This window comes from Hydrogenovibrio kuenenii DSM 12350, from assembly GCF_000526715.1.
Classification (GTDB): Bacteria; Pseudomonadota; Gammaproteobacteria; order Thiomicrospirales; family Thiomicrospiraceae; genus Hydrogenovibrio; species Hydrogenovibrio kuenenii.
The window spans coordinates 909265-934097 of the sequence record NZ_JAGP01000001.1; the positions used below are offsets into that span (position 1 = coordinate 909265).

At 40.5% G+C, this 24833-nt stretch carries 21 protein-coding genes; 9 read left to right on the plus strand and 12 right to left on the minus strand.

All coding sequences use genetic code 11. The features are described 5' to 3' along the window. Window positions 1-177: 177 nt before the first annotated feature. Window positions 178-1851, plus strand: coding sequence for a glutamine--tRNA ligase/YqeY domain fusion protein (locus N745_RS0104265; RefSeq protein ID WP_024850896.1), 1674 nt, complete (start codon window positions 178-180; stop codon window positions 1849-1851). A 67-nt stretch (window positions 1852-1918) separates the two neighbouring features. Continuing rightward, window positions 1919-3295 (plus strand): cysteine--tRNA ligase, encoded by a 1377-nt coding sequence (gene cysS / locus N745_RS0104270; protein WP_024850897.1) that lies wholly within the window; start codon window positions 1919-1921, stop codon window positions 3293-3295. Between the two features lie 344 nt (window positions 3296-3639). Here the strand turns inward: cysS and N745_RS0104280 are convergent, their stop codons facing one another. From N745_RS0104280 to gloB, 3 genes are all read right to left on the minus strand, one after another. Continuing rightward, entirely contained in the window at window positions 3640-5667 is a 2028-nt protein-coding gene (locus N745_RS0104280; RefSeq protein ID WP_024850898.1) for a transglycosylase SLT domain-containing protein, read from the minus strand. Window position 5668: 1 nt separating this feature from the next. Further along, window positions 5669-7270, minus strand: coding sequence for a lytic transglycosylase (locus tag N745_RS0104285; protein WP_084657394.1), 1602 nt, complete (start codon window positions 7268-7270; stop codon window positions 5669-5671). A 132-nt stretch (window positions 7271-7402) separates the two neighbouring features. Beyond that, on the minus strand, window positions 7403-8221 hold the full coding sequence (gene gloB / locus N745_RS0104290) for a hydroxyacylglutathione hydrolase (RefSeq protein ID WP_024850900.1): 819 nt from the start codon (window positions 8219-8221) through the stop codon (window positions 7403-7405). Window positions 8222-8281: 60 nt separating this feature from the next. Between gloB and N745_RS0104295 the strand changes: the two genes are divergently transcribed. From N745_RS0104295 to N745_RS0104305, 3 genes are read left to right on the plus strand one after another with little or no spacing between them, the layout of a single operon-like run. Then, window positions 8282-9076 carry a class I SAM-dependent methyltransferase gene (locus N745_RS0104295; RefSeq protein ID WP_024850901.1) on the plus strand — a complete coding sequence of 265 codons (795 nt, stop codon included), beginning with the start codon at window positions 8282-8284 and terminating at the stop codon, window positions 9074-9076. 15 nt (window positions 9077-9091) lie between these two features. Continuing rightward, window positions 9092-9532 (plus strand): ribonuclease HI, encoded by a 441-nt coding sequence (gene rnhA, locus N745_RS0104300; protein WP_024850902.1) that lies wholly within the window; start codon window positions 9092-9094, stop codon window positions 9530-9532. Beyond that, on the plus strand, window positions 9525-10451 hold the full coding sequence (locus N745_RS0104305) for a M23 family metallopeptidase (RefSeq protein ID WP_024850903.1): 927 nt from the start codon (window positions 9525-9527) through the stop codon (window positions 10449-10451). Before rnhA ends, N745_RS0104305 begins: the two co-directional genes overlap by 8 nt. 9 nt (window positions 10452-10460) lie before the next feature. On the opposite strand, the gene dnaQ is transcribed toward N745_RS0104305, so the two are convergent. Next, window positions 10461-11156 carry a DNA polymerase III subunit epsilon gene (dnaQ, locus tag N745_RS0104310; protein ID WP_024850904.1) on the minus strand — a complete coding sequence of 232 codons (696 nt, stop codon included), beginning with the start codon at window positions 11154-11156 and terminating at the stop codon, window positions 10461-10463. Between the two features lie 133 nt (window positions 11157-11289). Between dnaQ and N745_RS0104315 the strand changes: the two genes are divergently transcribed. After that, a complete protein-coding gene (locus N745_RS0104315; RefSeq protein ID WP_024850905.1) occupies window positions 11290-11715 on the plus strand; it encodes an FKBP-type peptidyl-prolyl cis-trans isomerase in 426 nt (141 codons plus the stop codon). 91 nt (window positions 11716-11806) lie between these two features. Here N745_RS0104315 and N745_RS0104320 read toward each other — a convergent pair whose 3' ends face one another. Continuing rightward, window positions 11807-12496 (minus strand): MBL fold metallo-hydrolase, encoded by a 690-nt coding sequence (locus N745_RS0104320; protein WP_024850906.1) that lies wholly within the window; start codon window positions 12494-12496, stop codon window positions 11807-11809. Between the two features lie 292 nt (window positions 12497-12788). Next, window positions 12789-13076, minus strand: coding sequence for a peptidylprolyl isomerase (locus N745_RS0104330; protein ID WP_024850907.1), 288 nt, complete (start codon window positions 13074-13076; stop codon window positions 12789-12791). Between the two features lie 134 nt (window positions 13077-13210). Between N745_RS0104330 and hrpA the strand changes: the two genes are divergently transcribed. Further along, entirely contained in the window at window positions 13211-17263 is a 4053-nt protein-coding gene (hrpA, locus tag N745_RS0104335) for an ATP-dependent RNA helicase HrpA (protein ID WP_245595661.1), read from the plus strand. 65 nt (window positions 17264-17328) lie between these two features. Here the strand turns inward: hrpA and N745_RS0104340 are convergent, their stop codons facing one another. The 4 genes from N745_RS0104340 to N745_RS0104355 form a co-directional block, all read right to left on the minus strand. Further along, entirely contained in the window at window positions 17329-17535 is a 207-nt protein-coding gene (locus N745_RS0104340; protein WP_024850909.1) for a cold-shock protein, read from the minus strand. 269 nt (window positions 17536-17804) lie between these two features. Beyond that, entirely contained in the window at window positions 17805-18074 is a 270-nt protein-coding gene (locus N745_RS0104345; protein WP_024850910.1) for a FeoC-like transcriptional regulator, read from the minus strand. A 30-nt stretch (window positions 18075-18104) separates the two neighbouring features. Beyond that, window positions 18105-20432 (minus strand): Fe(2+) transporter permease subunit FeoB, encoded by a 2328-nt coding sequence (gene feoB, locus N745_RS0104350; RefSeq protein ID WP_024850911.1) that lies wholly within the window; start codon window positions 20430-20432, stop codon window positions 18105-18107. Further along, on the minus strand, window positions 20429-20668 hold the full coding sequence (locus tag N745_RS0104355; protein WP_024850912.1) for a FeoA family protein: 240 nt from the start codon (window positions 20666-20668) through the stop codon (window positions 20429-20431). The genes feoB and N745_RS0104355 overlap by 4 nt, the downstream gene beginning before the upstream one ends. Window positions 20669-20941: 273 nt before the next feature. Here N745_RS0104355 and N745_RS12495 point away from each other — a divergent pair, with 273 nt between their 5' ends. Then, the gene (locus N745_RS12495; protein WP_024850913.1) at window positions 20942-21472 is read left to right on the plus strand and encodes a c-type cytochrome; all 531 of its coding nucleotides are present in this window, start codon (window positions 20942-20944) and stop codon (window positions 21470-21472) included. A 43-nt stretch (window positions 21473-21515) separates the two neighbouring features. Here the strand turns inward: N745_RS12495 and N745_RS0104365 are convergent, their stop codons facing one another. After that, window positions 21516-22361, minus strand: a complete 846-nt coding sequence (locus N745_RS0104365; protein ID WP_024850914.1) for an HDOD domain-containing protein — start codon at window positions 22359-22361, stop codon at window positions 21516-21518. 228 nt (window positions 22362-22589) lie between these two features. Next, window positions 22590-23492, minus strand: coding sequence for a 1-aminocyclopropane-1-carboxylate deaminase/D-cysteine desulfhydrase (locus tag N745_RS0104370; RefSeq protein ID WP_024850915.1), 903 nt, complete (start codon window positions 23490-23492; stop codon window positions 22590-22592). Between the two features lie 95 nt (window positions 23493-23587). Between N745_RS0104370 and N745_RS0104375 the strand changes: the two genes are divergently transcribed. Next, on the plus strand, window positions 23588-24805 hold the full coding sequence (locus N745_RS0104375) for an ammonium transporter (protein ID WP_024850916.1): 1218 nt from the start codon (window positions 23588-23590) through the stop codon (window positions 24803-24805). The last annotated feature ends 28 nt before the right edge of the window (window positions 24806-24833 follow it).

A 24833-nucleotide genomic window follows, 5' to 3' on the forward strand; every position in this document is an offset into this window, starting at 1 on the left:
CTTCATTAATGAGTCATTGAGAATTAATGAATGACGATGAAGTGGCAGTGAAGCACAAAATTGTAGTGATTCTAACATGAATTCCCCGCTTTGCCGGAGCCGATAATGCTATAATTTTGCGATTAAATATCTATTCTAGATTTGTTCAAAAGGATTGGAGTAAAGGGTTTTTGCATAATGAGTCAAAACGAAGCAATTGATAAACCGACCAACTTTATTCGTCATATTATCGACGAAGATTTAGCCAGTCATAAACACACGCAAGTTCACACACGTTTTCCGCCAGAACCAAACGGTTATTTGCATATTGGGCATGCAAAGTCTATTTGTTTGAATTTTGGTTTGGCTGAAGATTATAAGGGGGCATGCAACCTGCGTTTTGACGACACCAATCCAGCAAAAGAAGACATGGAGTATGTTGACTCTATCAAGCGTGATGTTGCTTGGCTTGGATTTGATTGGGATGGAGAACCTCGTTATTCATCCAACTATTTCCAGCAGTTTCATGACTATGCGGTTGAGTTGATTCAAAAAGGATTGGCCTATGTGGATTTCTCATCACCGGAAGAAATGCGTGAAGCCCGCGGTACTCTGAAAGAGCCTGGAACAAACACGCCTTACCGTGATACTTCTGTTGAAGAGAACTTACAGCTTTTCGCTAAAATGCGAGAAGGTGGTTTTAAAGAAGGTGAGTGTGTATTAAGAGCCAAAATCGATATGGCATCGAGCTTTATGTGTATGCGCGACCCAACACTTTACCGCATTCGTTTTGAAACGCATCACCAAACCGGTGATGCCTGGTGCATTTACCCTATGTACGATTTTGCACACTGTATTTCAGATGCGATTGAAGGTATTACGCACTCACTTTGTACACTGGAATTCCAAGATAACCGTCGTCTTTACGATTGGGTATTGGATAACTTGGATGACTTCAATAAGCCGGATCGCCCACACCAGTATGAATTTTCGAGATTAAACCTAGCCTATACGGTGATGTCTAAGCGTAAGCTACATCAGTTAGTGGACGATAAGCTGGTTTCTGGTTGGGATGACCCTCGTATGCCGACTGTTTCCGGTATGCGTCGTCGTGGTTATACGCCTGCGGCTTTGCGTGATTTTGCAGAGCGCATTGGTATTTCCAAAGTGGATAGCATGACCGAAATGAGTATTTTGGAAGCGTCAATTCGTGATGATTTAAATGTGGTTGCGCCAAGAACGATGGGCATTATCGACCCAATTAAATTGGTCATTGAAAACTACCCGGAAGGCCAAGTTGAGTCCATTCAGGCACCTGTTCATCCTCAAAATGAAGAGATGGGTAAACGCGAGATTTTCTTTAGCCGTGAGCTTTATATTGACCGTGCCGACTTCATTGAAGAAGCACCAAACAAGAAATGGCAACGATTAGCCATTGATAAAGAAGTTCGCTTACGTAATGCTTATATTGTTAAAGCTGAGCGTTTTGAAACGGATGCCGATGGTAACTTTACGACGATTTATTGCTCTTACGACCCTGAAACATTGGGTAAAAACCCAGCAGACGGTCGCAAGGTAAAAGGCGTGATTCATTTTGTAGAAGCGACGAAAGCCGTACCGGCTGAGTTCCGTTTGTATGACCGTTTGTTCACGGTTGAAAATCCTGCTAAAGAAGAAGATTTTGAAGCAGTATTGAACGCAGATTCTTTAAAAACCATGCAAGGTTTTGTTGAACCCAGCCTGGTAGATTCTGTGCCTGAAGTGGCCTATCAGTTTGAGCGAGAAGGGTATTTCTGTCGCGATAGCAAAGCCAAAGGCTTGGTGTTTAATAAAACGGTTGGATTGCGTGATACCTGGAACCAATCCAAATAATCATTTCAAAATTGTACGCACGCTCTTGTGCGTACGAAACTTTCAGAATTAAAACAGAGAACTGAGAATGTCCTTACAGATTTACAACACAGAGACGCGTCAAAAAGAAATCTTCAAACCGATTCATGAAAATAAGGTCGGTATGTATGTCTGTGGTGTAACCGTTTACGATTATTGCCATATCGGTCATGCACGAGTGATGGTGGTGTTTGATACTGTTGTTCGCCATTTAAGATCCCTTGGCTACGATGTGAACTATGTGAGAAACATTACCGATATTGACGACAAAATCATTAAGCGTGCGTTAGAAAACGGTGAAAGCATTCAGTCACTAACAAGTCGCTTTATTGATGCTATGCATGAAGATGAAGCGGCAATGAATGTATTGCGACCTGATAGTGAGCCTTTGGCAACGGAACATATGTCGGACATTGAAAGCATGATTTCGACCTTAATTGAAAAAGGACATGCGTATCCGGCAGAAAATGGCGATGTATATTTCAATGTGAAATCCGATGAAGATTACGGTCGTTTGTCGGGTAAGAATATTGATGACCTTGAATCCGGTGCGCGTGTTGAAGTCAATGACGTGAAAAAAGATCCTTTGGATTTCGTGTTGTGGAAAGCTTCCAAAGAAAATGAACCGGCATGGAGCTCTCCTTGGGGAGAAGGGCGTCCCGGTTGGCATATCGAATGTTCCGCAATGTCCACCAAGTGCCTAGGTAATCATTTTGATATTCACGGTGGCGGTATGGACTTAAGCTTTCCTCATCACGAAAACGAAATTGCGCAATCAGAATGTGCGACAGGTGAGCATTATGTGAACACTTGGATGCATTGTGGTTTTGTTCGTATTGATGATGAAAAGATGTCTAAATCACTAGGTAACTTCTTTACCATTCGTGAAGTGTTGAAGTTATACCATCCAGAAGTGATTCGTTACTTCTTGTTGGCGAGCCATTACCGCAGCCCTGTGAATTATTCTGAAGACAATTTGGAAGTAGCTAAATCAAGTGTTTCTCGTTTGTATTCGGCATTGGAAGGGTTTGATGTTGAACAACTTACGACAGCGGAACAGAATACGTCTTTTGAAACAGAATTTACCAGTGTGATGAATGACGATTTTAATACCCCTCAGGCGATGGCAGTATTGTTTGAGCTGGCAAAAGAAGTCAATAAAACTAAATCTGAAACGCTTGCTGGTTTATTGAAAAAACTAGCAAATCAAATTGGATTGTTAGAGCAGGACGCAGAAGTTTTCTTTAAATCTCAGCCTTCACAATCTGATTTGACTGATGAAATGATTCAAGGTCTGATCGATGAGCGCGCAGAAGCCAGAAAAAACAAAGATTTTGCTCGTTCCGATCAAATTCGTGATGAATTATTGGAGCAAGGAATTGAGTTATTGGACTCTGCTCAAGGAACAACTTGGCGAAAAGTTTGAGTTTTGTAACAAAAAATTGATAAATAATTAAAAAAATTTATAAATAAAGGGCTGTTGAAAAGCCCATTTTATAAGTGTTAGCAGACAAAAACCTTTTAAAAAATATGGAATTATATTCGTTAAGTTTATAATTTTTAATAACTTTTTTCATATTAATGTTTGACAATATAAGAAAAGACTCATATAATTTGCGCATTCATGTTTCTTCATGAGTATCCTCCTCTGATTATTTCTTAATAATCCAAGAAATAATTTTATTTAAGCCCTGGTTTGTCCCTAGGGCTTTTTTTTCGCCTAAAATTTCTTTCTTATGAATCTAAGTATTTGCTGAATAGTGGATAGCGCTATTTACTGGCGACAACTTTGGTGTCACCGCCAATCGGTTTCATGAAGTTTTCCAGTCTATCGTAGTGCTTACTGAGTACCGACTTGAAAATGGTTGTATATTCCATAACGGCTTTGACGTAGTCTCGCGTTTCTGTAAATGGAATCGTATCTATCCATTGATCGGCAGACATTTTTGAGTTCTTAGGAATCCAGGTATCAACTCTGTCTGGCCCTGCATTGTAAGCAGCTGTTGCTAAGATGCGATTACCATCATATTTATCGTCTAAATAATTTAAGTAGGCGCTGCCCAGCTGAATATTGGATTCTGCATTGGTTAACTGTGTATATTGTTTGCGTTTAAAGCCCAGTTTACGTCCAATATAACGCGCAGTATTGGGCAGAATCTGCATCAACCCTACTGCACCAGCATGAGAGCTAATTGTTGGTGAAAAAGCACTCTCACGACGCATAACGCCATATACCCAGGCAGGATCTATCGTATGTTTTTTAGCGGCATTTAAAACCGGTTTTTTATAGGGGGTTGGGAAGCGGAGGTCAAGATCATCCCACATTTTGGCTTTAGCAATGGTTTGAATGGCAAGGTGGTGTTGTTGTCCTTCAGACATATAGTTTGCAACCGCTTCAATATCATCCGGCTCAATCCGTTTTAATAAGTGATACCACGCTCGTCGGAGGCTTAAACTCCAATGGATGGCAATGAGTTCTTTGATGGCGCTCAGTTGAGGGTATTTTTTTATTAGTTTATCCATATTAAATGATTTATCTGGCGCAGGATTAAATTGATAGGGTTGGTGTAGTTTGTCAGCAGACATAAACCCATAGAAATTGCGTTCTTTTGCCAAGTTTTGATAAATAGGTTTAGCTTGTTTGAATTCGTTTAGTGCTTCATAAGACCGTGCTTTCCAATATAACCAACGATTCTGTTGTTGCATGTCATTTGGCAGTAAATCATATAGATCAAGGTAGTTAACCCAGTTTGACTCGCGTATGGCAAGTTGTAAACGCCAGTTCATAACTTTCTCGCTTTGCACTGCTTGGTCGAGGTTTTTCAAGTAATCCTGTGCCTCGGGTAAATACTTATAAGCAAAGCGTAGAGAGATTTGGCGTGATAATTTTTGCTTTTCCAAATGATTGAGACCATATTGGTCTGCACGTAGTTTTAATGTACTAAGAGCCAGTTTTGGATTTGAATAAGAAATACGTCTGACACCTTGTTTAAAAATGGGTTTTCTAATGACAGCAGGTACATAGCTCGGCATTTTTCTGTTGATAAGCTGAGGTTTTCTGTAGGTTTTTACCCAGAAGTTTAATGTCTTTCGACCTTGGGGAGAAAGCTCTCGTGAAAGTCTTTTCGCTTGTTTAAGATGCCCTTTACGCATGTTGAGCTCTATTCGTTGCCAAACCATAGACCCTGTAATGCGTTTTTTACTATGTAAGGTTTTGTTTAGTAAACGGCAAGCACGAGGAAGGCTCTCCTGAGATTCCCAAAACTGTGCGCCTTTGTCCAGAATAGCATCGGTTTGTCCTAGACGAATTCGTGCATCAAAGTAGTAGCATTGGAGTTCGGTTGAACTTTGTTTGCGTATATTGAAATATTTTAGATAGCGCCTTGATTGATGTGTGCTTCCTAAGTATTCGAGATAATGTTTGATTAAGAAAGGGGTGAGTGTATGGTCAGGGTAGCTTCGGATAAATTGAGCAATTTGGGATTCGGGTGTGGACTTGAAATGGTATCTAAAATCTAGATAAGACAAGTAAGGGTAAAGGATGTAGTTTTGAAGTTCTTTTTTATAGACAGCAATAAGAGGGCGATCATTTGCCTTAATAGCTTCGTAAGCATTTAGAAACTTCCGCTGATCTGGTGTGAGTTTTGTTCGATCAAGAGGGGTATTTGGATTATATGCTGCGCTACTTGAAATAGGGAAAATAGATAGGATGATGGCTGCACAGAGTAAAGAAACAAAGAGTAGGGTCGAAAGAAACGTTGATTGAATGATTGAATGAATGATTCTTTTAAAAATCACGCTAACTCTTTACCCAGACATCAAGTTTTGTACCAGGTTGAACAATCTGTGATTTCCGGATTCCATTCCAATTGCAAAGTTCGGTTGTGGTGACAGAATACTTCTGTGCCACGATCCATAAACTTTCCCCTTTTTTGAGTGTATAGGTGAACTTCTTACCGTATTTATTGGAACGAATTTCAAGTTTCTGTCCCTTGCGTAAAGGAGAGCGAATACTAATGCGGTTCCACTCGCATAGGGTACGCGTAGATACATTATAGTAGCGGGCGATTGTCCATAGGCTTTCACCAGGGCGTACGGTGTGATAGTACTTGCGGCCTCTATAGGCTTTTTTGGTTCGTTCAGCTAAACGTACAGCCTTGATTTGATTTTTAGGGATAGGGATTAATAAGGTTTTCCCGGCTCGAATAAGGTTGTTATGTAGGCCGTTCAACTTCTTAATCTCATGTGCTGAGGTATGGTATCTGTGTGCAATCAATAATATGCTTTCACCTGGTTTGATAATATGTCTAGCCCAGTTAACTTTGAATTTATTAGGGTTTTTCTCATATTGTTCACGGAAGTCATTGGCAATATCCGCAGGTAATAACAAACGATGTTTGGAGTTTGGTGGTGTTGCAGCGCGTAAGAAACCAGGGTTTAGAACTTTGATGAGTTTTAAATCGGTTTGTGTCGCTTTTGCCACATTTCTCAAGTTGATTTGTTGAGTCAGTTTTAAATCATCAAAATAGGGTGCGTTCTCGATAGGCTCTAAGTGGATGTTGTATTCTGTCTGGTGATCAATCAAGTAAGCAACAGCAAGCAATTGTGGAACATAACGCTTGGTCTCTTGCGGCAGGTAGCGACGGATATTCCAAAAATTTGGATTACCATTTGGATGCTTTCTTAAATATTTTCTTTGAGCTTTAAGTACATTGCCCAGCCCTGCATTATAGGATGCCAAGGCCAATAGCCAATCATAGTCATTCATGACATAAAGCTGTTGTAGATAATCTAGCGCGGCTATAGTGCTTTTATAGATGTCTTGGCGACCGTCGTACCACCAGTTATGTTGTAGACCATATAAGTGACCTGTTGAGGGCATAAATTGCCATAGTCCTGAAGCACTTACATAAGAGCGGGCAAATGGATAGTAACCACTTTCAATGACTGGCAAGAGTGCAATTTCATAAGGCATTTTGCGCTTTTTGATTTCTTGCATGATGTAGTACAAATAGGGTTTTGCACGAATAGAAACGCGTTTTAAGTATTTACGGCGTTTGAGATAGTAGTTGATATAGGATTTATATTCTTCAGCGTGAGCTGGCGCAAGAAAAAAGTTGTGGCTAAGTACTTCCCATAGATTGTCTGTTTCATAGGCGCTTGGCGCATGGACAAAGTTTTTGAGGTGCTGAGTATCAGCCTCTGCAACATCGTATTTTTCAAAGGTGGCTTTTTGAATGGTTTGCTCGAAGCTTAAGCTCTCAGCATCATCCATTTCAGAAGGCATGGTGATAGGGAGTTTGGGATTGGATTCGTTATCCGTACTCGTGGTGGCATCATCAATGCTGTTGCTTAGCTGAGAACTTTGTTTGTTTGAGCTTTGATCTGCTTTGGTAGGCATGAGCTCACAACCATTCAATAATAACGGTAGGAGAAAGCAGCTAATAAGAAAAAAGTATTTTTGCACAAAGCTCATAATTTAAAAGTCAATCAGTATAGATTCTTGTGGCCTGTTAACACTAACACGCATTTGTTAAATAGATTTAACAGACTCTAAAATACCAGTTTTATCTAACGAATCTTTCCAACTTCTTAACGTAGCATAAAGATTAGCATTTGAATCCAATTGGAAATTATAGAAGGATTGGTGACGTTTGATAAGTATTTCTTTTAAATTTTCTGTATCAAAGCGTAAAAAAGGGTTGGTTTGTTTTTCCACGCCAAGCTTTTCTGGCACGCACGGTATGCCCGCTAGTGTTTTTTGCGTAACTTCTTGTTGTCTTTTGAGTACGGCTTCATTATCTGGTTCTGCAATCGCAGCAAAATTGATGTTCGCCATAGTGTATTCGTGACCACAATACACCATGCAATCGTCATTTAGGGCTCTCAATTTAAGTAGGGATTCCGCCATAGGTTTTGGAGACATGGTCCAAGTTTTGCCGCAACCAGCGGTAAAGAGAACGTCACCGGAAAATAGTGCTTTTGGGTGGTAGAAGACGATATGCTCATGGGTGTGACCGGGCACTTCAAGTATTTCAAAAACTTCGTCAAGCACCTGAACCTTGTCGCCTTCTAAAACGGGATATGTGACATGCTTATAGGGACCGCGAGGATTACTGACAACCGGTGTGTCACCAAGAGCGTTTAATACTTCCTGAATACCGTCTGTATGGTCGTAATGATGATGCGTGAGTAAAATACCTGCTAGTTTTAGCTGGTTTTCCTGAAAGTAAGGAATGACGCGTTTACTTTCACCAGGATCAACCACCCAAGCATCATGAATAGCTGGGTCTTCTGATTGTATAATCCAAATATAATTGTCGTAATCAGTTGGTAAACCAATGATTTTCATGCGCCATCCTGAGAATTGTTATAATCGTTGAAATTCTAACAAATCTGATGACACTATTTCATGCGGAATCTGCCTTTCCAAACATTTTTGTCACACTTTTATCAAACGCCGAAAGGCTTGTCTTTATTGAATGACGAAAAACTGTTGATAGAACGTAGTTTAGATAAGGTATTTGGTTATTATCTTGTGCAGATGGGTATGACCTGCGAAGCAGATTTAACTCAGAAATGCCGCGTTAGCCATAAAGTTTTTACCGATTTAGCCTTACCCAAGAATGTTTCTCCAGAACAGGCTCAAGAATTCGTGGTAGCGGATTTGAATTATTTGCCTTTTAAAGATGATTCGATAGATGCCGCCGTTATGCCTCACACGCTCGAATCGGTTTCTGATCCATATCATTTGCTAAGGCAGGTTGATAAAATGCTTGTGCCAGAAGGACATATTCTCATTACGGGGTTTAATCCCTTTGGTTGTCAGATTATTCGCCAGAAAATGGGTGAAAATCGTCAAAGTTTTAATCGAGCCAACTTGGTTAAAGAGAGTAGGGTGGTTGATTGGTTAAATGTGTTGGGGTACGAGATCCAAAAAGTTAGCTTTAGTACTTTAAGCTGTGCCACAAAGGATGTAGAAACTTATCAGCCGAGTCGATTTTTATTATCTTTAGAGTATTGGATGGATAAAGTTGGGTTGGATTTGGGTAATGTGTATTGTGTGTTAGCTAAGAAAAAAGTCGGTTCACCTACGCCTGTTGGTCTTAACTGGCGTTTAGCACCTTGGCAAACTGTTAAAAAAGGGCGGGTAATCGCTAACTCAGAAGTACATCAGTCCAGAGCGGTTGATTCAAGTAATAAATAGAAACAAGAGAGATTGATGAAAGAAGTAGAAATATTTACCGATGGTGGTTGTCGTGGAAACCCAGGTGTTGGCGGCTGGGGTGCTTTGCTAAGAATGGGTGGGCATGAAAAAGAGCTTAAAGGTTCAGAACCTGATACCACTAATAATCGCATGGAGTTAACGGCTGCTATACAAGCGTTAAAAGCCTTGAAATTCCCTTGCAAAGTGATACTGACAACGGACTCTCAATATGTTAAAAATGGTATTACGCAATGGATGCCAAACTGGAAAAAAAATCAATGGCGTACCGCAGCCAAAAAGCCAGTAAAGAATCAGGACTTATGGCAGCAACTTGATGAAGCTATTCAGCAACATAACATAGAGTGGAAATGGGTTAAAGGTCATGCGGGTCACGACGAAAATGAACGCGTAGATGAATTAGCCAATCAAGCAATGGATGAACTGTTAAATGTATAAAAAGTTATTAGCCAATTTAGTGAAACCCGTATTGATAGCTGGGTTGTTTGTATCTCAATCTCTTTATGCTCAAACCCCAATTGTTCAAGTTGAAAAGGGTGTTTTAGAGCAGGGTGGGTTTGTTGTTCTGAAGGTGGCCCCGGGGTTTGATGTGAGTTATAAACATCATATGTTGAAGCCAGACGGTGAAGGTCGTGTGTTAATTGGATTTTCACGTAATGATCGTGCAAAACAAACGATTACACTGCTAGAAAATAACGGTAAAAAATTCAAGAAAACACTCAAAATTACCAAGCGTAGTTATACAGTTCAACGTATTAATGGCTTACCAAAAAATAAAGTTTCACCTGATAAGGCGACGCTAAAACTGATTTACCATGATATTGCTGAAGCGAAAAAAGCACGAAAAATTAATTTACCCAACCCGTATTTTGATAGCGGTTTCGATTGGCCGACAAAGGGGATTATCAGCGGTATTTACGGTAGCCAACGTATTTTAAATGGCAAACCGCGTGCACCGCATTTAGGCGTTGATATTGCAGCACCTCAGGGAACGCCTTTACATGCCCCTGCGGATGGAAAAATTACGCTGAATGAAAGTATGGTTCTAAGTGGTAATACTGTGATGATCGACCATGGCTATGGTTTGCGTTCAACCGTAATGCACCTACATAAAGTATTTGTTAAACAGGGTGAGTTGGTAAAAAAAGGGCAAGTTATTGGTGAAGTGGGGCAAACAGGGCGAGCAACTGGGCCGCACGTTCATTGGGGGATGAGCTGGTTCAATGTTCGTCTTGACCCTTCTTTACTGTTAAAACGTAACTTAAAACCGGGGGATAGAGTATCGCCTTCGGCAATGGTATTAAGTGAAAAAGAGCCTTTAGAAAAAGAAGTTGCACTTAAAGCCAACGCTAAATAAACGTTGGATTTACCAGCTTAGAGGTTCCCCGAATTTTTCGCTGATTGCCTCCAATTTCTTTTGGTGGCGTTCAAGCTCTTCAGGTGTAGCTTTTAATACTTTCAATTTTTGTCGGTTGATGTCCAGTTTAACCACATGATTTTCTCCATCGTTTTCAAAAGAATCATGCAGCATTAAGTCGGTTTGACCGCCTGTCATCGCCAAATAAACATCCGCAAGGATCTCGGAATCGAGTAAGGCGCCATGGAGCGTTCGGCTTGAATTGTCTATACCAAATCGTTTACACAAGGCATCCAACGTATTTCGTTGCCCAGGAAATGATTTGCGAGCCATTTTTAAACTATCAGTAATAGTGCAGTGGTCTTCAATTTTGCCCCAACGGTTATTTTTCAATTGAGATAACTCATGGTTGATAAAACCGACATCGAAAGGGGCGTTATGAATAATTAGTTCCGCACCGGAAACGTACTCCATAAAATCATCAATCACATCGGCAAAAATTGGCTTACCTTCCAAAAATTCATTAGTAATACCATGAACCGCTATCGCATCTTCCGGTACGTCTCGTTCTGGTTGAATATATTGATGATAATTATTGTGTGTGAGCTTTCGTTTAACCATTTCGACAGCACCAATTTCGATAACTTTGTCGCCGCTTTTCGGGTCAAGCCCTGTGGTTTCAGTATCCATAATGATTTGACGCATTTCTGATAGACTCATTGCTTGTTTCGGTTAAAATATGCGCTATTGTAACCCAACCCTTGCTTTGTGAGGGAAAGTAAAAGCAGGACGTGTACCGTAATTTTGGCGATACGTTGGTGATAAAAAGGACAGATTGATGAGAATTAAAAAAGGTAGTGAAGTCACTTTTCATTATGAATTACGCGACGATTCGGGTGAGTTACTTGATTCAACGTATGGTGGAGAGCCGGTACATTACGTTCATGGAGAAGGCGAGATTATTGATGGTTTGGAAGAGCTGTTAGAAGGTGAAGAGCCAGGTTTTGAAGCTAAAGCTGAAATTCCGCCAGAAAAAGGTTACGGAGTCACAAGTCAGGATTTGATTGTCTATGCGTCACCAGAAAATTTTGACGATAACGTAGAAATCAAAATTGGCGAAGTTGTAGAGACTGAAGACCCTAATGGTGACATCATTGCATTCCGCATTGTGGAAGTTGATGAAGATAAGGTTTACTTAGATGGTAACCATCCGTTGGCAGATAAAACACTGCACTACAAAGTTGAAGTTGTTGAAGTTGCTTAATTAAGTTGTTTTTACGGCAATAAAAAAGCCCCGCATGCGGGGCTTTTTTTGTTTGTGAATCTGACAAAATCTGCCAGGCTGGGGTAAGGGGTTAAGCCACGTTACCACACTGCATATTGCCCGGAACGGCAATGTCGATTTTACGTGGTCTTGGAAGGTTAAGATTATCCATGATCACTGAAAAATCTTCAAAAGACTTGCCTTTTCCAACTCTTGAGTTGTATTCCACTTCTTCACCGATAGTAGATTGAGAGAATCCTTTGTAATCATGTGCTGGGAATACAAGTGTTTCAGCAGGCAGTTTAAATAGCTTTTCGGTTAAAGATTCATACATGGCTTCATTGCTGCCCAGTTGAAAGTCAGTACGACCACAATCTCTTACCAACAAGGTATCACCCGTAAATACAGCACCATCAATTTGATATGTGATGTCATTGTCGGTGTGACCAGGTGTGTGAAGCACGCGAATTGATTGTTGCCCCAACATAAAGCTATCACCTTCTTCCGCTAAAATATCCGCACACTCTGAACCAGAGTTTTTATGCACAACAATTTTTGCGCCGGTATGTTTGCGAATCGGTCCTGCACCAGTAATATGGTCTGCATGAATATGAGTTTCCAATAAGTATTTAACCTTCAAACCAAGCTCTTCGATATGCTGTATATCACGTTCAACTTGCTCTGCAACCGTATCTATCACTGCGGCTTCTTTGGTGTCTTCATCCCAAAGCAAGTAAGTGTAAGTCCAGGTTTCATAGTCAAAAAGTTGTCGAATTTTCATATTTTCCTCCATTGGAATTCACGCTCTAATTTCAGGAACGACCGTATTTCTTAGAGTGATTGATTGGATTAATCAAGTTTTTTTATTATCGCATTAGTAAAGCGGATAAGTAAACGCTCATACAAGGCCAAGTTTGAATTATTTAGTAAAAACAAATGCTTGGTTGTTTGTGTAAGCAGTTTAAGTGATGCTAAAGTAATGCAAATTGTCCATAATTGTTTAGATATGTTGTTAATTGCCAACTTTGTCAAAAAAGAAAGAACAATTGAAATTATGTTGAGAAATCACTCTATTATTTTCGCGCAGTAACCCAAATTAGGTGATAACCAAATTGTGTTTTAACTGGCCCTTGAGCTTCATTCAGTGGTGCTGAAAAAACGACTTCATCGAATTCGGATACCATTACGCCTTTTCCAAAAATACCCAGATCGCCGCCAATCTTGCTAGATGGACACTGAGAGTGTTCTTTCGCCAATGCTTCAAAGTCTCCAAATGAATGAATCTGTTCCTTGAGTGCTAAACATTCTTCTTGTGTTGCAACCAAAATATGACGTGCTTTGGCTTTAGTGTGTTGGCCCATATTGTTTCCTTTTTTTGATCTGATAGCATTCTACACAAAAGAAAGCAGAGTTCTAATTCTACTGGGTGATAAAACCTAGCGCGAAGTTGGCGCTTAAGCGCCATCTAACGTAAAATGCGCGTTTAGATTAATAAATGCTTTCTACTCAATTTTTTATGCCCGATAACGCCTTACCATTATTTGATATTCACGCACTTGCCTCGAAAAATTGGGATGAGGTATTAGGCAATGTATTGTCTAAAGATCGTTATGTTTTGCAACGTCAAGTGTCTGATTTTAAGTTGCTCCGTTTGTCTGAGCAGGAAAGAGAGGCTTTGGCTCAAACCCCAGCCTGGCAGAAATTTATTCAAAAGTTGGAGCGTTCATTCTCTCAAGTTGAGGCTAACCGTCAAACAGTCCCTAAAATTGAGTTTGATGATAAATTACCTGTTTCTAAACGTAGAGACGAACTGAAAGCTCTGATTGAGCAGCATCAGGTGGTTGTTATTGCAGGGGAAACAGGCTCTGGTAAGACCACGCAGATTCCAAAAATATGTCTTGAAGCGGGTAGAGGTGTTTTAGGTCGTATTGGTTGTACTCAGCCGAGACGATTAGCGGCAAGAAGTGTTGCCGAGCGTATTGCGGAAGAATTGGGGTCATCTATTGGTCAACTTGTTGGTTATCAAGTGCGTTTTCATGACCAAGTTCACCAGCAAAGTTTAATTAAGGTGATGACAGACGGGATTCTGCTGGCAGAAATTCAAAAAGATTCATTTTTAAATCAATATGACACCATCATTATCGATGAAGCGCATGAGCGTTCTATCAATATTGACTTTTTGCTTGGCATTCTAAAAAAACTTTTGCCGAAACGGCCTGATCTAAAACTCATTATTACGTCTGCAACCATTGATACTCAAAGGTTCGCTGATTATTTCTCTGGAGCACCTATTGTAGAAGTCAGTGGTCGAACGTATCCAGTAGAAATTCGTTATCGACCATTAGTGAAGTTAGAAGACGACGATGGCAATGAGTTTGAGAAAGATATTCCTCTGGCGATTGCTCATGCGTTAGATGAGTTAGCGCAAGAAGATCCGTTTGGCGATGTGTTGGTGTTTCAAGTCGGTGAGCGTGACATCAAGGAAACTGCCGAAGTACTGCGCAAACAAAATCTGAAAAACACAGAAATCGTTCCACTTTATGCCCGCTTGTCATTGGCAGAGCAAAATAAGGTATTTCAAACCTCACAAAAACGCCGAGTGATCCTTTCCACTAATGTGGCGGAAACGTCTTTAACCGTGCCGGGGATTAAGTTTGTGATCGACCCTGGGCAGGTGCGTATCAGTCGTTATAGTGTTCGTTCCAAGGTGCAGCGTTTGCCTATAGAAAAGATTTCACAGGCCTCTGCTAACCAAAGAGCAGGGCGTTGTGGTCGTGTGTCATCCGGTATTTGTGTGCGCTTGTATGAAGAAGCCGACTTTCAATCCAGACCAGAATTTACCGCACCGGAAATCCATCGCACCTCCCTAGCATCGGTTATTTTGCAGATGTCGATGTTACGTCTAGGCTCGGTGAAACACTTCCCTTTTATTGAACCGCCAGAAGATAAAGCGGTAAATGATGGGTTCCGCCAGTTACAAGAAATCGGTGCATTGGATGAGCAGCGTAAATTGACTGATTCCGGGCGCAAGCTGGCAAGTCTACCGCTTGATCCTCGCATGGCAAAAATGGTGTTGGAAGGGCAGAAAAACAATGTGTTGGCAGAAGTGTTGATTATCGCTTCCGCACTGAGTATTCAAGACCCGCGTGATATGAATGAATCTACACGTCAAGCGGCAAATCAAGCACATAAACGCTTTGAAGATGAACGATCGGACTTTTTGTTTTTCCTTAATCTCTGGCGTTTTTATGAAGAACAGCGCCGTCATTTAAGCCAAAACAAGCTGCGTAAGCTTTGTAAAACCAATTATCTGTCTTATCTGCGCATGAAAGAGTGGCACGACCTCTTTTTCCAATTAGAAGTCAGTTTAAAGCGCATCGGTATGTCAGTTGGTGAGCTGCATCTTTATGAAGAAATTTCCCAGCATGGCAAGGTGATTGGAGAGCGTTTGTCTGATTTGCATTCTATTGCTGTGCATCGTTCACTTATGACAGGGTTACTCGGTAACGTCGCTATGCGTGATGAAGAAAATACTTATCTGGGCGCACGCAGTACCAAGTTGTTTATTCACCCGAGTTCCGTGTTGTTTAAACGTAAACCCAAATGGATGTTATCCGGTGAATTGGTAGAAACCACCAAGCTTTATGCGCGTAATAATGCGGCAATCGATGTGCGTTGGGTTGAAAGCTTGGCTTCACATTTGATTAAGCATAGCTATGCGGATCCGCACTGGCAGAAGAAATCCGGTCAAGTAGGAGCTTATGAGTCCGTTACCCTCTATGGTTTGCCGATAGTGAACCGTCGTCCTTGTAATTATGGACCGCTTAATCCAAAAGAGTCGCATAAAATCTTTCTTCGCCATGCCTTGGTAGAGGGCGATATGCGAAGCCGAGTTGAATTTTTTGTTCACAACCAAAAGTTGATTGAAGATATTCAGCAAATTGAATCCAAGCTGCGTCGGCCAGACTTTTTGGTAGATGATGAGGTGTTGTACGACTTTTATGCTGATAAGATTCCTGAGCATATATACAGCCAACCAGCATTTGAAAAGTGGGCACAAAAGACCAAAGAAAAACAACCGGAATTGATTGAATCTCTATATTTAACAAGAGAATTTTTACTCAAGCAATCTATCGATGAAAGTTTGGAAGTAGCGTTTCCGGATCAAATTGCGTTGCAAAACCGACTTCAGCTAGAAGTGGATTACCGTTTTGAACCCGGCAAAAAACAAGATGGAATGGTGGTGCATATTCCTTTATCTAATCTGAACTTGGTTCAAACCGACGACTTTGAATGGCTAACGCCAGGTTTGCTTAAAGAAAAGATAGCATGTTATATAAAAGCCTTACCGAAAGGTCTTCGTAAGCAATTTATTCCTGCGCCCAATTACGCTGATTTAGCACTAGAAGATATGTCGAAAGATAAGCGGTATAAGGGCAGTTCTGCTCCAGAACCGTTTATCAATCAGTTGGTTTGGTCATTGAATCGTCGTGCTTCAGATAAAGTTTCCGTTAACGATTTTCAGGATGTTACTTTACCAGAGCACCTTATTCCTTATTACTTGCTGGAAGATGAAAAAGGCAAGCTATTGGCTGAAGGCACGGATTTAGACAAGATAAAATCTGAGTACCTGCATTTAGTCGATAAGTTGATAGAGAAGCATCAAGAGAAAGTTGGGCAGGCATCTCAAAACGAAAACAAGAAAGTTGATAGTTGGGATTTTGGAGACTTGGCAGAAACTGAATGGCTTCGTACTGGTAAGTCTGGTGCGAAAATGGTGGTTTATCCTGCATTGCAAGAAACAAAAGAAGGCTTTGAAATTGCGCTAATCGGTGATGAAGCTACAGCACAACAAGTGCATGGTGAAGCCGTACTGGCACTGGTTAAATATCAATTGATGGATAAACAAAAATATCTTTTCAAGAAACTACCGTTACAAAAAGCTTGCTTGTGCTACGCACCTTACGGTACTTGCCAGGATTTAACGCAACAGATTATCGATCGCGCTCTGAATCAATTAGTACCGAAACCTGAAACGATTCGTAAACAGGTAGATTTTGAGCAAACATTAGAGTTGGTACGCAGCCAGTGGATTGAAAAGGCGCAAAAGATTGCCAAACAAGTCAGTGAGATTTTGATTGGACATCAAAAGATTGCCAAGCAAGTAAAAGGAAGAGTGAATCCTCGTTGGCTTGCTTCTATTGCCGATATTCAACATCAGTTGGATGGGTTGATTTCTAAAGATTTTGTGCGTGATACACCAGAAACTTGGTTGCTTCAATTACCGAGATATTTGCAAGGGTTGGAAAAACGTTTAGAAAAATTGGATTTAGATCCGGCAAAGGATCAAGTGGCGATCCGTCAGCTCCAGCCTTTGTTGGCAGACTATAACAAATTGGCAAGAGAGCCTGCTTATGCTAATGACCCCAGCCTGGCAGATTTTCGCTGGATGTTGGAAGAGCTCCGCATTTCACTGTTTGCTCAGCCGATGAAAACGCTTAAACCGGTTTCTATTCAACGTCTAGAAAAACAATTGAAAGCACTTTAGGTTATTGCAGGCATAAAAAAAGCGAGCATATGCTCGCTTTTTTATTACAGTGAACTTCGTGCGAATTATAGCGCTACGATGTTCTCAGCTTGAGGACCTTTAGGACCTTGAGCAACTGTAAATTCCACTTTTTGACCTTCAGCTAAGGTTTTGAAACCTGAACCAGAGATTGCACTGAAATGTGCGAAAAGATCTGGACCAGACTCTTGCTGAATAAAACCAAAACCTTTAGATTCGTTGAACCACTTAACGGTACCTGTTTGTGTAGACATAGTCATTCCTATTATGAAGATGTTAAATATTTACCCGAAGAAACTTCTTAGGGCTTAAAGGAAAAAATTTTTGATACTTTACGAAACTACTTCTGAACGGAGGATTATGACTAACACAACGATGACGATAGATTAAACGATGTAAACAAATGGAATTTCTTCCTATGAGGGTGAGTATATAGCATAAAAAACATAAGTCAAACAAAATCAATTATTTATTTGTTATTTTTGTTTGAGAGGTAATGAACTAGAAATAAACCTTTTTAGAATCAATAGGTTTGTATCGGAATGCCCACTGTTTTAAGTCGTTTGGACGTCCAATAATACATTTGTTTGGCAGCAGAACCACAGCCACTGTTGCAACCGCCAGTCGAACAGCTTCCCCCTTCGCTAGAGACGGATTGAATATGGCCTTGCTGAATAAGTGGCGCAAGAATGCCTTCAAGCGCGCTATCATCAAGATCAAACCGATTTTTTAAATCATCGGCACTGACTTGTTGATGATCGCGAATGTAACGTTTTATGTCTAATAAAATCATAGTTACACTCCTTTTCGTTTTCCGATATTGTTAACGCAATACTGGCTTTTTGTGAGCAGGTATTTTTTGTTTTCCTGCACGCTTTAAAATCCAGTATAAGGTAATGAACGCTAAAACGATAGTTGCCAGCCAAACACCTGAATATAGTGGATGTTGGCTAAATGTCATGGTCTGGTAAAAGGCAACAGCCACGCTATATCCTAAGAATAAACTCCAACTGCCACTCATCAAGGCCCATTTCCATCCCAGTTCCTTTTTAATGGCGCCAACAGTTGCCACACAAGGAAAATAGAGCAGAATTAATAGCAAATAAGCATAGGCTGCAACGGCTCCGCCAAAATGGTGTTGCATTTTTTGTAGCGTGGAGACATTTACGTCTAATTCTTGGGCCGCTTCTTCGCTGTTTTCTACATGTTTCAAAGCTTCAAGCCCTAGTGGGTCGTCAAGGTTGGTGAAAATGCCTGTGATATTGGCAGGAATGGTTTTAATTGCACTTTCTAGTGCGCCGATAAAATCATAACTTTCTTCTTTTGATGAAACGGGCGTTTGTTTGCTTTGATAAAGTGCATCCAACGAACCAACAACCACTTCTTTTGCCAGTATCCCTGTAATTAAACCAACCGTTGCTGGCCAGTTGTCTTGGCTAACACCAAGCGGCTCAAAAATAGGCGTGGTTACTTTAGCTACTTCGCTGAGAACAGAGTTGTTTTGATTTTCATGACCAAAAGTGCCGTCGGTGCCAAGGCTGTTGAAAAAGTTAATTAGTAACACGACGATCACAATGATTTTTCCGGCATCCGTAATGAAGCCTTTAAGTTTATTACGAGAGTTTAGCAGTACGTTAATAAAAGCTGGTCTGTGGTAAATGGGCAATTCCATCAACAAACTAGGTGCTTCACCGGGCAATAGCGTTTTCTTTAATACTAGCGCTGTTAACACGGCTGCAGCAATCCCTGTTAAATACAGCGAGAAAACAAGCAAGGTTGCGTGGTCTGAGAAGAAAGCCGTTGCAAATAATACGTAAACGGTTAAACGCGCACTACATGACATAAAAGGGGTCATCATGATGGTCATGATTCGATCTCGCTCGTCCGGGAGCACGCGGCTTGCCATAACACCAGGAATATTACATCCAAAGCCAACAACCAGAGGGATAAAGGCTTGACCGGATAGGCCAATACGTCTCATGGAACGGTCCATAATTAAGGCAGCGCGCTGCATATAGCCTGTTTCTTCCAGTAGGGATAGTAATAAGAATAAAGAACCGATAACCGGAATGAAAGTGGCTACGACCTGAATCCCGCCGCCAATACCTGTTGCCAATAGAGTAATTAACCAATCTGGTGCGGAGATGCTTTGTAATAAATGCGTTGGACCATCAACGAATAGGGCTTGTGCACCTTGATCGAAAAAGTCTAAAAAAGCATTACCAATCGTAATGGAGAAGGCGAATACCAAATACATAATCGTTAGAAAGATAGGCATGCCCCAGAAAGGATGGAGCGCCCAACGATCTAAAATATCCGTGGTGTTCCGTGTGAACTGATCGGTGTGTGTAAGGCTTGCATGAGTGGCGTCATGAGCAAATTGGAAGTAGAGATCCGTCGCGACAATGGCTAGATCTTCTTCGTAATGTTCTTCCAGTTTTTTCTTAGAGGCGATGGCATAGCTACGCAGTTCTAAAGGCGCTTGTTCTGGTTTTATGAGTGTTTGCAGTGTTTTCCAGCAAGACTCGTTGCTCTGAGGTTGAAGATCCCGTATTTCATGAACACACTCATGCAACATGTCTGGTAAATCAAAGTGCAAATTGGAGCGTTTATTTAGTAAATCAGGAATTTTTTCTTTTAATTCGTCAATACCTTGATTAAAGTAGGCAGAAACCGGAATAACAGGGCAGCCTAGTTTTTTAGACAGCTTGTCAATGTCGATAGATAAATGACGTTCAGGTAATAAATCCATACGATTCAGTACAACAACAACCGGCAACCCCATGTGTAGCAATTGGGCAGTAAGAAAGAGTTGGCGTTCAATACTGGTGGCATCAACAATATTTAAAATCAGTTCGGCAGGTTGGCATTGTAGAAAGTCACGGGCAACTTTTTCATCCAAGCCTGAACGTGAAGAGTTTTCTAGACTGTAAACACCTGGCAAATCTATCAATTTGTACTTATCTGTGCCGAGAGTGAACTGTCCGGTTTTTTGTTCAACAGTCACACCAGGCCAGTTACCTGTGGTTTGTTGCGAACCAGTTAGGCGATTAAATAGAGTTGTTTTGCCGCAATTCGGGTTTCCGATAAGTGCAACTTGATGGCGAAAACCTTTGTTTGATTGAGCAGTAGGTAGGTCTGTAACAGTCATGACAACGGGTGAACCTTAATAAAATGAGCGATTTTCTTATCTATAGCAAAACGGCTACCGTCTACACACACAATGAAGCTATCACCGCGAACCAATGAAACCTTAATATGACTATTGGTATGAAAGCCCAAGTTTACTAAGTGTAATTTTGTCTCTAAGTCACCAGTAAGCGCTGAAATGCTACAGGTTTGGTGTTGGTGGCATTCATCCAGTCGAATGACAGTGTTGTCCGGCATAATTGTTTCCATTCCTTTTTTAGATAGCCAAGCTATAGAAAGGTAAAGTAAATAATAATAATTATCGTTTATAGTATCATGTGAGCATTATTTGTCAATTGTGCTTTCATAATTTCAATAAGAAAATAGGTTAAATTTATTTTGTAATTATTGAAAGCTTGAAAAAAAATTCCCTTCGTGACTAAATGTGACTGTAGCTTAATTAAGCGATTCAAGCTTTGGGCTTATTGTTGAAAGTGGTTTTTGTAAAAAATAAATTAAAGGAAAAGATAGATGCAATTGAGACCTTTTTTGTTAGCGGCAGTTGTGTGTTGTTCACCCTTATTGTTAAGTGCTTGTGGTCAATCTTCTGAATCGGCCTCTTCATCAAAAGCACCAGAAACAAAGCTATCTAGTCAGGCTGATCAAAACCTGATGCCACCGACTGAAAACCAAACATCTACCGTAGATGTTAAAACCAAGAATTTAGTAGCGGATCAGCCTAAAAAGCCTGAAGGTGACGAAGCCTCGACAGAAGTTGAAAAGGCAGAACCTGAAAAAACAGCCATTGAAAATGAACCTAAACTGCCCGCAAAAACTGGGCAAGAACTCTATGCTACTTGCTCTGCATGTCATGGCGATCATGGACAAGGTGGTGTAGGGCCGAAGTTGCAAGGGCAGAGCAAAGAAACGATTATTAAAAAGTTAATAGATTTTAAAGCAGGTAAACAAGCTGGGCCAATGAGCGCAATGATGATACCGAATGCGCAGCAATTGAGTGATGAAGATATTAAGGTTGTAGCTGCATATATTGCTTCTTTCTAAATGCGTAAAAAAAGTTAAGTTAATTCCTGTTTAGTCAGAAAACTTAGCCTCCACTAGGTTGAGGAAAAAGAAATGCGATGGTTTCGCTAATTTCTTGTTCCTCAATCATTAATTCTTTATTGGCATTCTGCCGCATCATTTCGACTTCTTCTGAGTAATAATCTGCCATTTCGTGCTGAATAATACAAGCTTCACTTAATTGAATTAACGCAACCAGAGCACGTATTTGGTCATCCTCAATATCGCTTAACTGTTTTTTATGTGATTGGTAGATGACGTGCCCCATAAACTTTCCTAACTGCCATTTTTTGACTAATAGCAATCCTGCAACATGGCGACAAACTGTATAGCGTTTGTTTTCGATGAGTTTATTGTGAAAAGGAGAGGAAAGGGTTTCCATAAAGGCATCATCATAGTCTTTAAATTTGGTTGCCATTAAAATGGCTCCAGAGTTATAAAATAAGCCTGCTAGATAAGCTTGATCTGGGTTTACATTCATAACATTGGGGCTCAAAAAACTGCACATGGCCGCTGTATTTAAACTTAATTGGTTGATTTCAGCTCTGGCTCTCCCCAAATATTCCATGCTGTAATAGATTCCCATAACCAGTGACTTGAGACTTTTTAGGCCAATAACATCAACGGCATCACGTATGCTTGAGACATTTGTAGCTCTGTTTTTTGAGAAGACGGGGTAGTTCGCCGTTTTAATAAGTTCTGCGGTTAAATTCATATTTTGTGAAATGAGTTTAACGACTTCACTAGTTTCAGGCATTTCAAGTTGGGAAAGAAGGCTATTCAACTTAAGGATTTCTTTAGGAATAGCAGAAATCTTATTCATGTCGAAAAGTGTTTGAGCGTGTTCAATTCGGTGTTTAAGGGGGAGCATTATGCATCCTATTTTGCCTGAAAATTTAAACAAAAGCAGTTTAGCTAAGAAGCTATGATTAATCTGGTTTAGGGAAGAATTTTACCCTTTTTTTGTGTCGCATTGCGTAGGTTTTGTATTGAAAAATGGTGTGGCATTTTATCGTTATTAAAAATCAATTAGTTAGCTGGTAGGCTAATTTTTTTGTATCAAAATAAGTAAGAGGAAGCTTTATTGAGAATAAAGTTTTTATCGGCCCTGTAGACCACCAGAGTGGTAGAGGATAACGTTTGATCCTGGGGGGAAGCGATCCTGTTTTAGTTCTGAAAGAAATGCATAAATCATTTTTTGTGTATAAATAGGATCAAGTAAAAGATCAAATTTTTTTTCAAACCACGCTTGTGTTGTTCTCATTTCTGCTGTGGATTTTGCATAGCCGCCCCCGTGATAGTTTTGGAGAAGTTGCCATGAGTTATAGCGTTGAGAAGTGTTTGAACTGCACAACCAAGTCTCAATATCCTCTTTCAGGTACTCAGCATTTTTTAAAGTTGAAATGCCTAAAATTTCTCGATTTTGTTGAAAATCTGTATTGCTAATAAAACCTGTTAGGGTGCCACCAGTGCCAACGGCTGTTAATAAATGTGTCCAGTTAGGGCATTGATTTTCTAAGTCATTACATAATTCAGCGAACCCTTTTATGGCTAATTCATTAGTGCCACCTTCTGGCAAAATATAAGCATTAGGGTGCAGACTTGTTAATGAAGTTAAAAATTCAGAGCTGTGTTTTTGGCGGTAAGCTTCACGTGATAAAAAATGTAATTGCATTCCGTTTTGCTGAGCATCAATTAATGTCGAGCTCCAGTTTTCAGAATGGTTTTCTAATTCGTCGCCTCTCACGTAACCATTCGTTTCAAATCCGTAAGCCTTGCCTGCGGCCGCAGTAGCAGCAAGATGATTAGAGTAGGCGCCACCGAAAGTTACGAGAGTGGTTCTGTTCTTTCGTTTAGCAGCTTCTAGATTAAGTTTGAGCTTATGCCACTTGTTGCCTTGTATCGCTGGATGATTGAGATCGTCGCGCTTTATCCAAACGTCAATTTTCTTCTCTGTAAACAGAGGGTGCTCAAGTTGCGATAAAAGGGTTTGATGATGCATTAATATTTTCTGAGTCAAATTTGAACCTTTTAAGCCTAGGACTTGATAAAATGCGCCCTTTATCCAAATTCTATTCGATTCAACGAGGAGTTCGTGTGGAACATTTAACTACAAGTTTAGATGTCTTATTCATTCTTTTAGGGGCTATTTTAGTCTTGTTCATGCATGCCGGTTTTGCTTTTTTAGAAGTAGGAACGGTGCAACATAAAAACCAAGTCAATGCTTTGGTTAAGATCATGTCTGATTTGGGCGTATCGACGGTTGCATACTTCTTTGTCGGCTATGGTATTGCTTACGGCGTGTTTCTAGGGTTTAACTTTGATGGCTCATTGACTAAAGCCATGACCGAAAAATCTGGATATGAGTTGGTTAAATTCTTTTTCTTGATGACGTTTGCAGCAGCTATTCCTGCGATTGTTTCCGGTGGTATTGCTGAGCGTGCGAAGTTTTATCCAATTTTGTTATCCACTTTCTTTATTGTTGCTTTTATTTACCCATTTTTTGAAGGTATTGCTTGGAATGATAACTTTGGTATTCAAGACTGGTTGAAGTCTAGCTTTGGCGCAACTTTTCATGATTTTGCAGGGTCGATTGTAGTTCATGCCGTAGGGGGATGGATTGCATTGACAGCGATTTTGGTACTAGGTGCTCGACATGGTCGTTATGGTCGAGATGGTAATATCAAACAAGTATACCCACCATCAAGCATTCCTTTTCTAGCTTTAGGTTCTTGGATACTAACCGTTGGCTGGTTTGGTTTTAACGTGATGTCTGCTCAGCAAATCGAAGGGGTTCAGGGGTTGGTTGCCATGAACTCTTTGATGGCGATGGTCGGTGGAATTTTGGCAGCAACCTTTATGAGTGATAAAGATCCTGGTTTTGTGCATAACGGTCCATTGGCTGGTTTGGTCGCAATTTGTGCCGGTTCAGACGTCGTGAGCCCATTGGGTGCATTGGTGATAGGATTGATAGCGGGTGCGTTGTTTGTTAAAGCCTTTGTTTGGACACAAAAAACATTAAAAATAGACGATGTACTTGGTGTTTGGCCTTTGCATGGTTTGTGTGGTGTTTGGGGCGCAATTGCAGCGGGTATTTTTGGGTCTTCCGCGTTAGGTGGATTGGGCGGCGTATCCTTTATGTCTCAGTTGATCGGAACTTTGATTGGTTTAGCAGTGGCTTTAGTTGGCGGTTATATCGTTTATAAATTGATTGATATGTTCTTTGGTATCCGTATGGACGATGAAGAGCAACATTTAGGTGCGGATTTGAGTATTCATAAAATTCATGCAAACCCACCTAGAGAAGAGTATTAATAAGGTAACTTATTGATTTTATTAATTC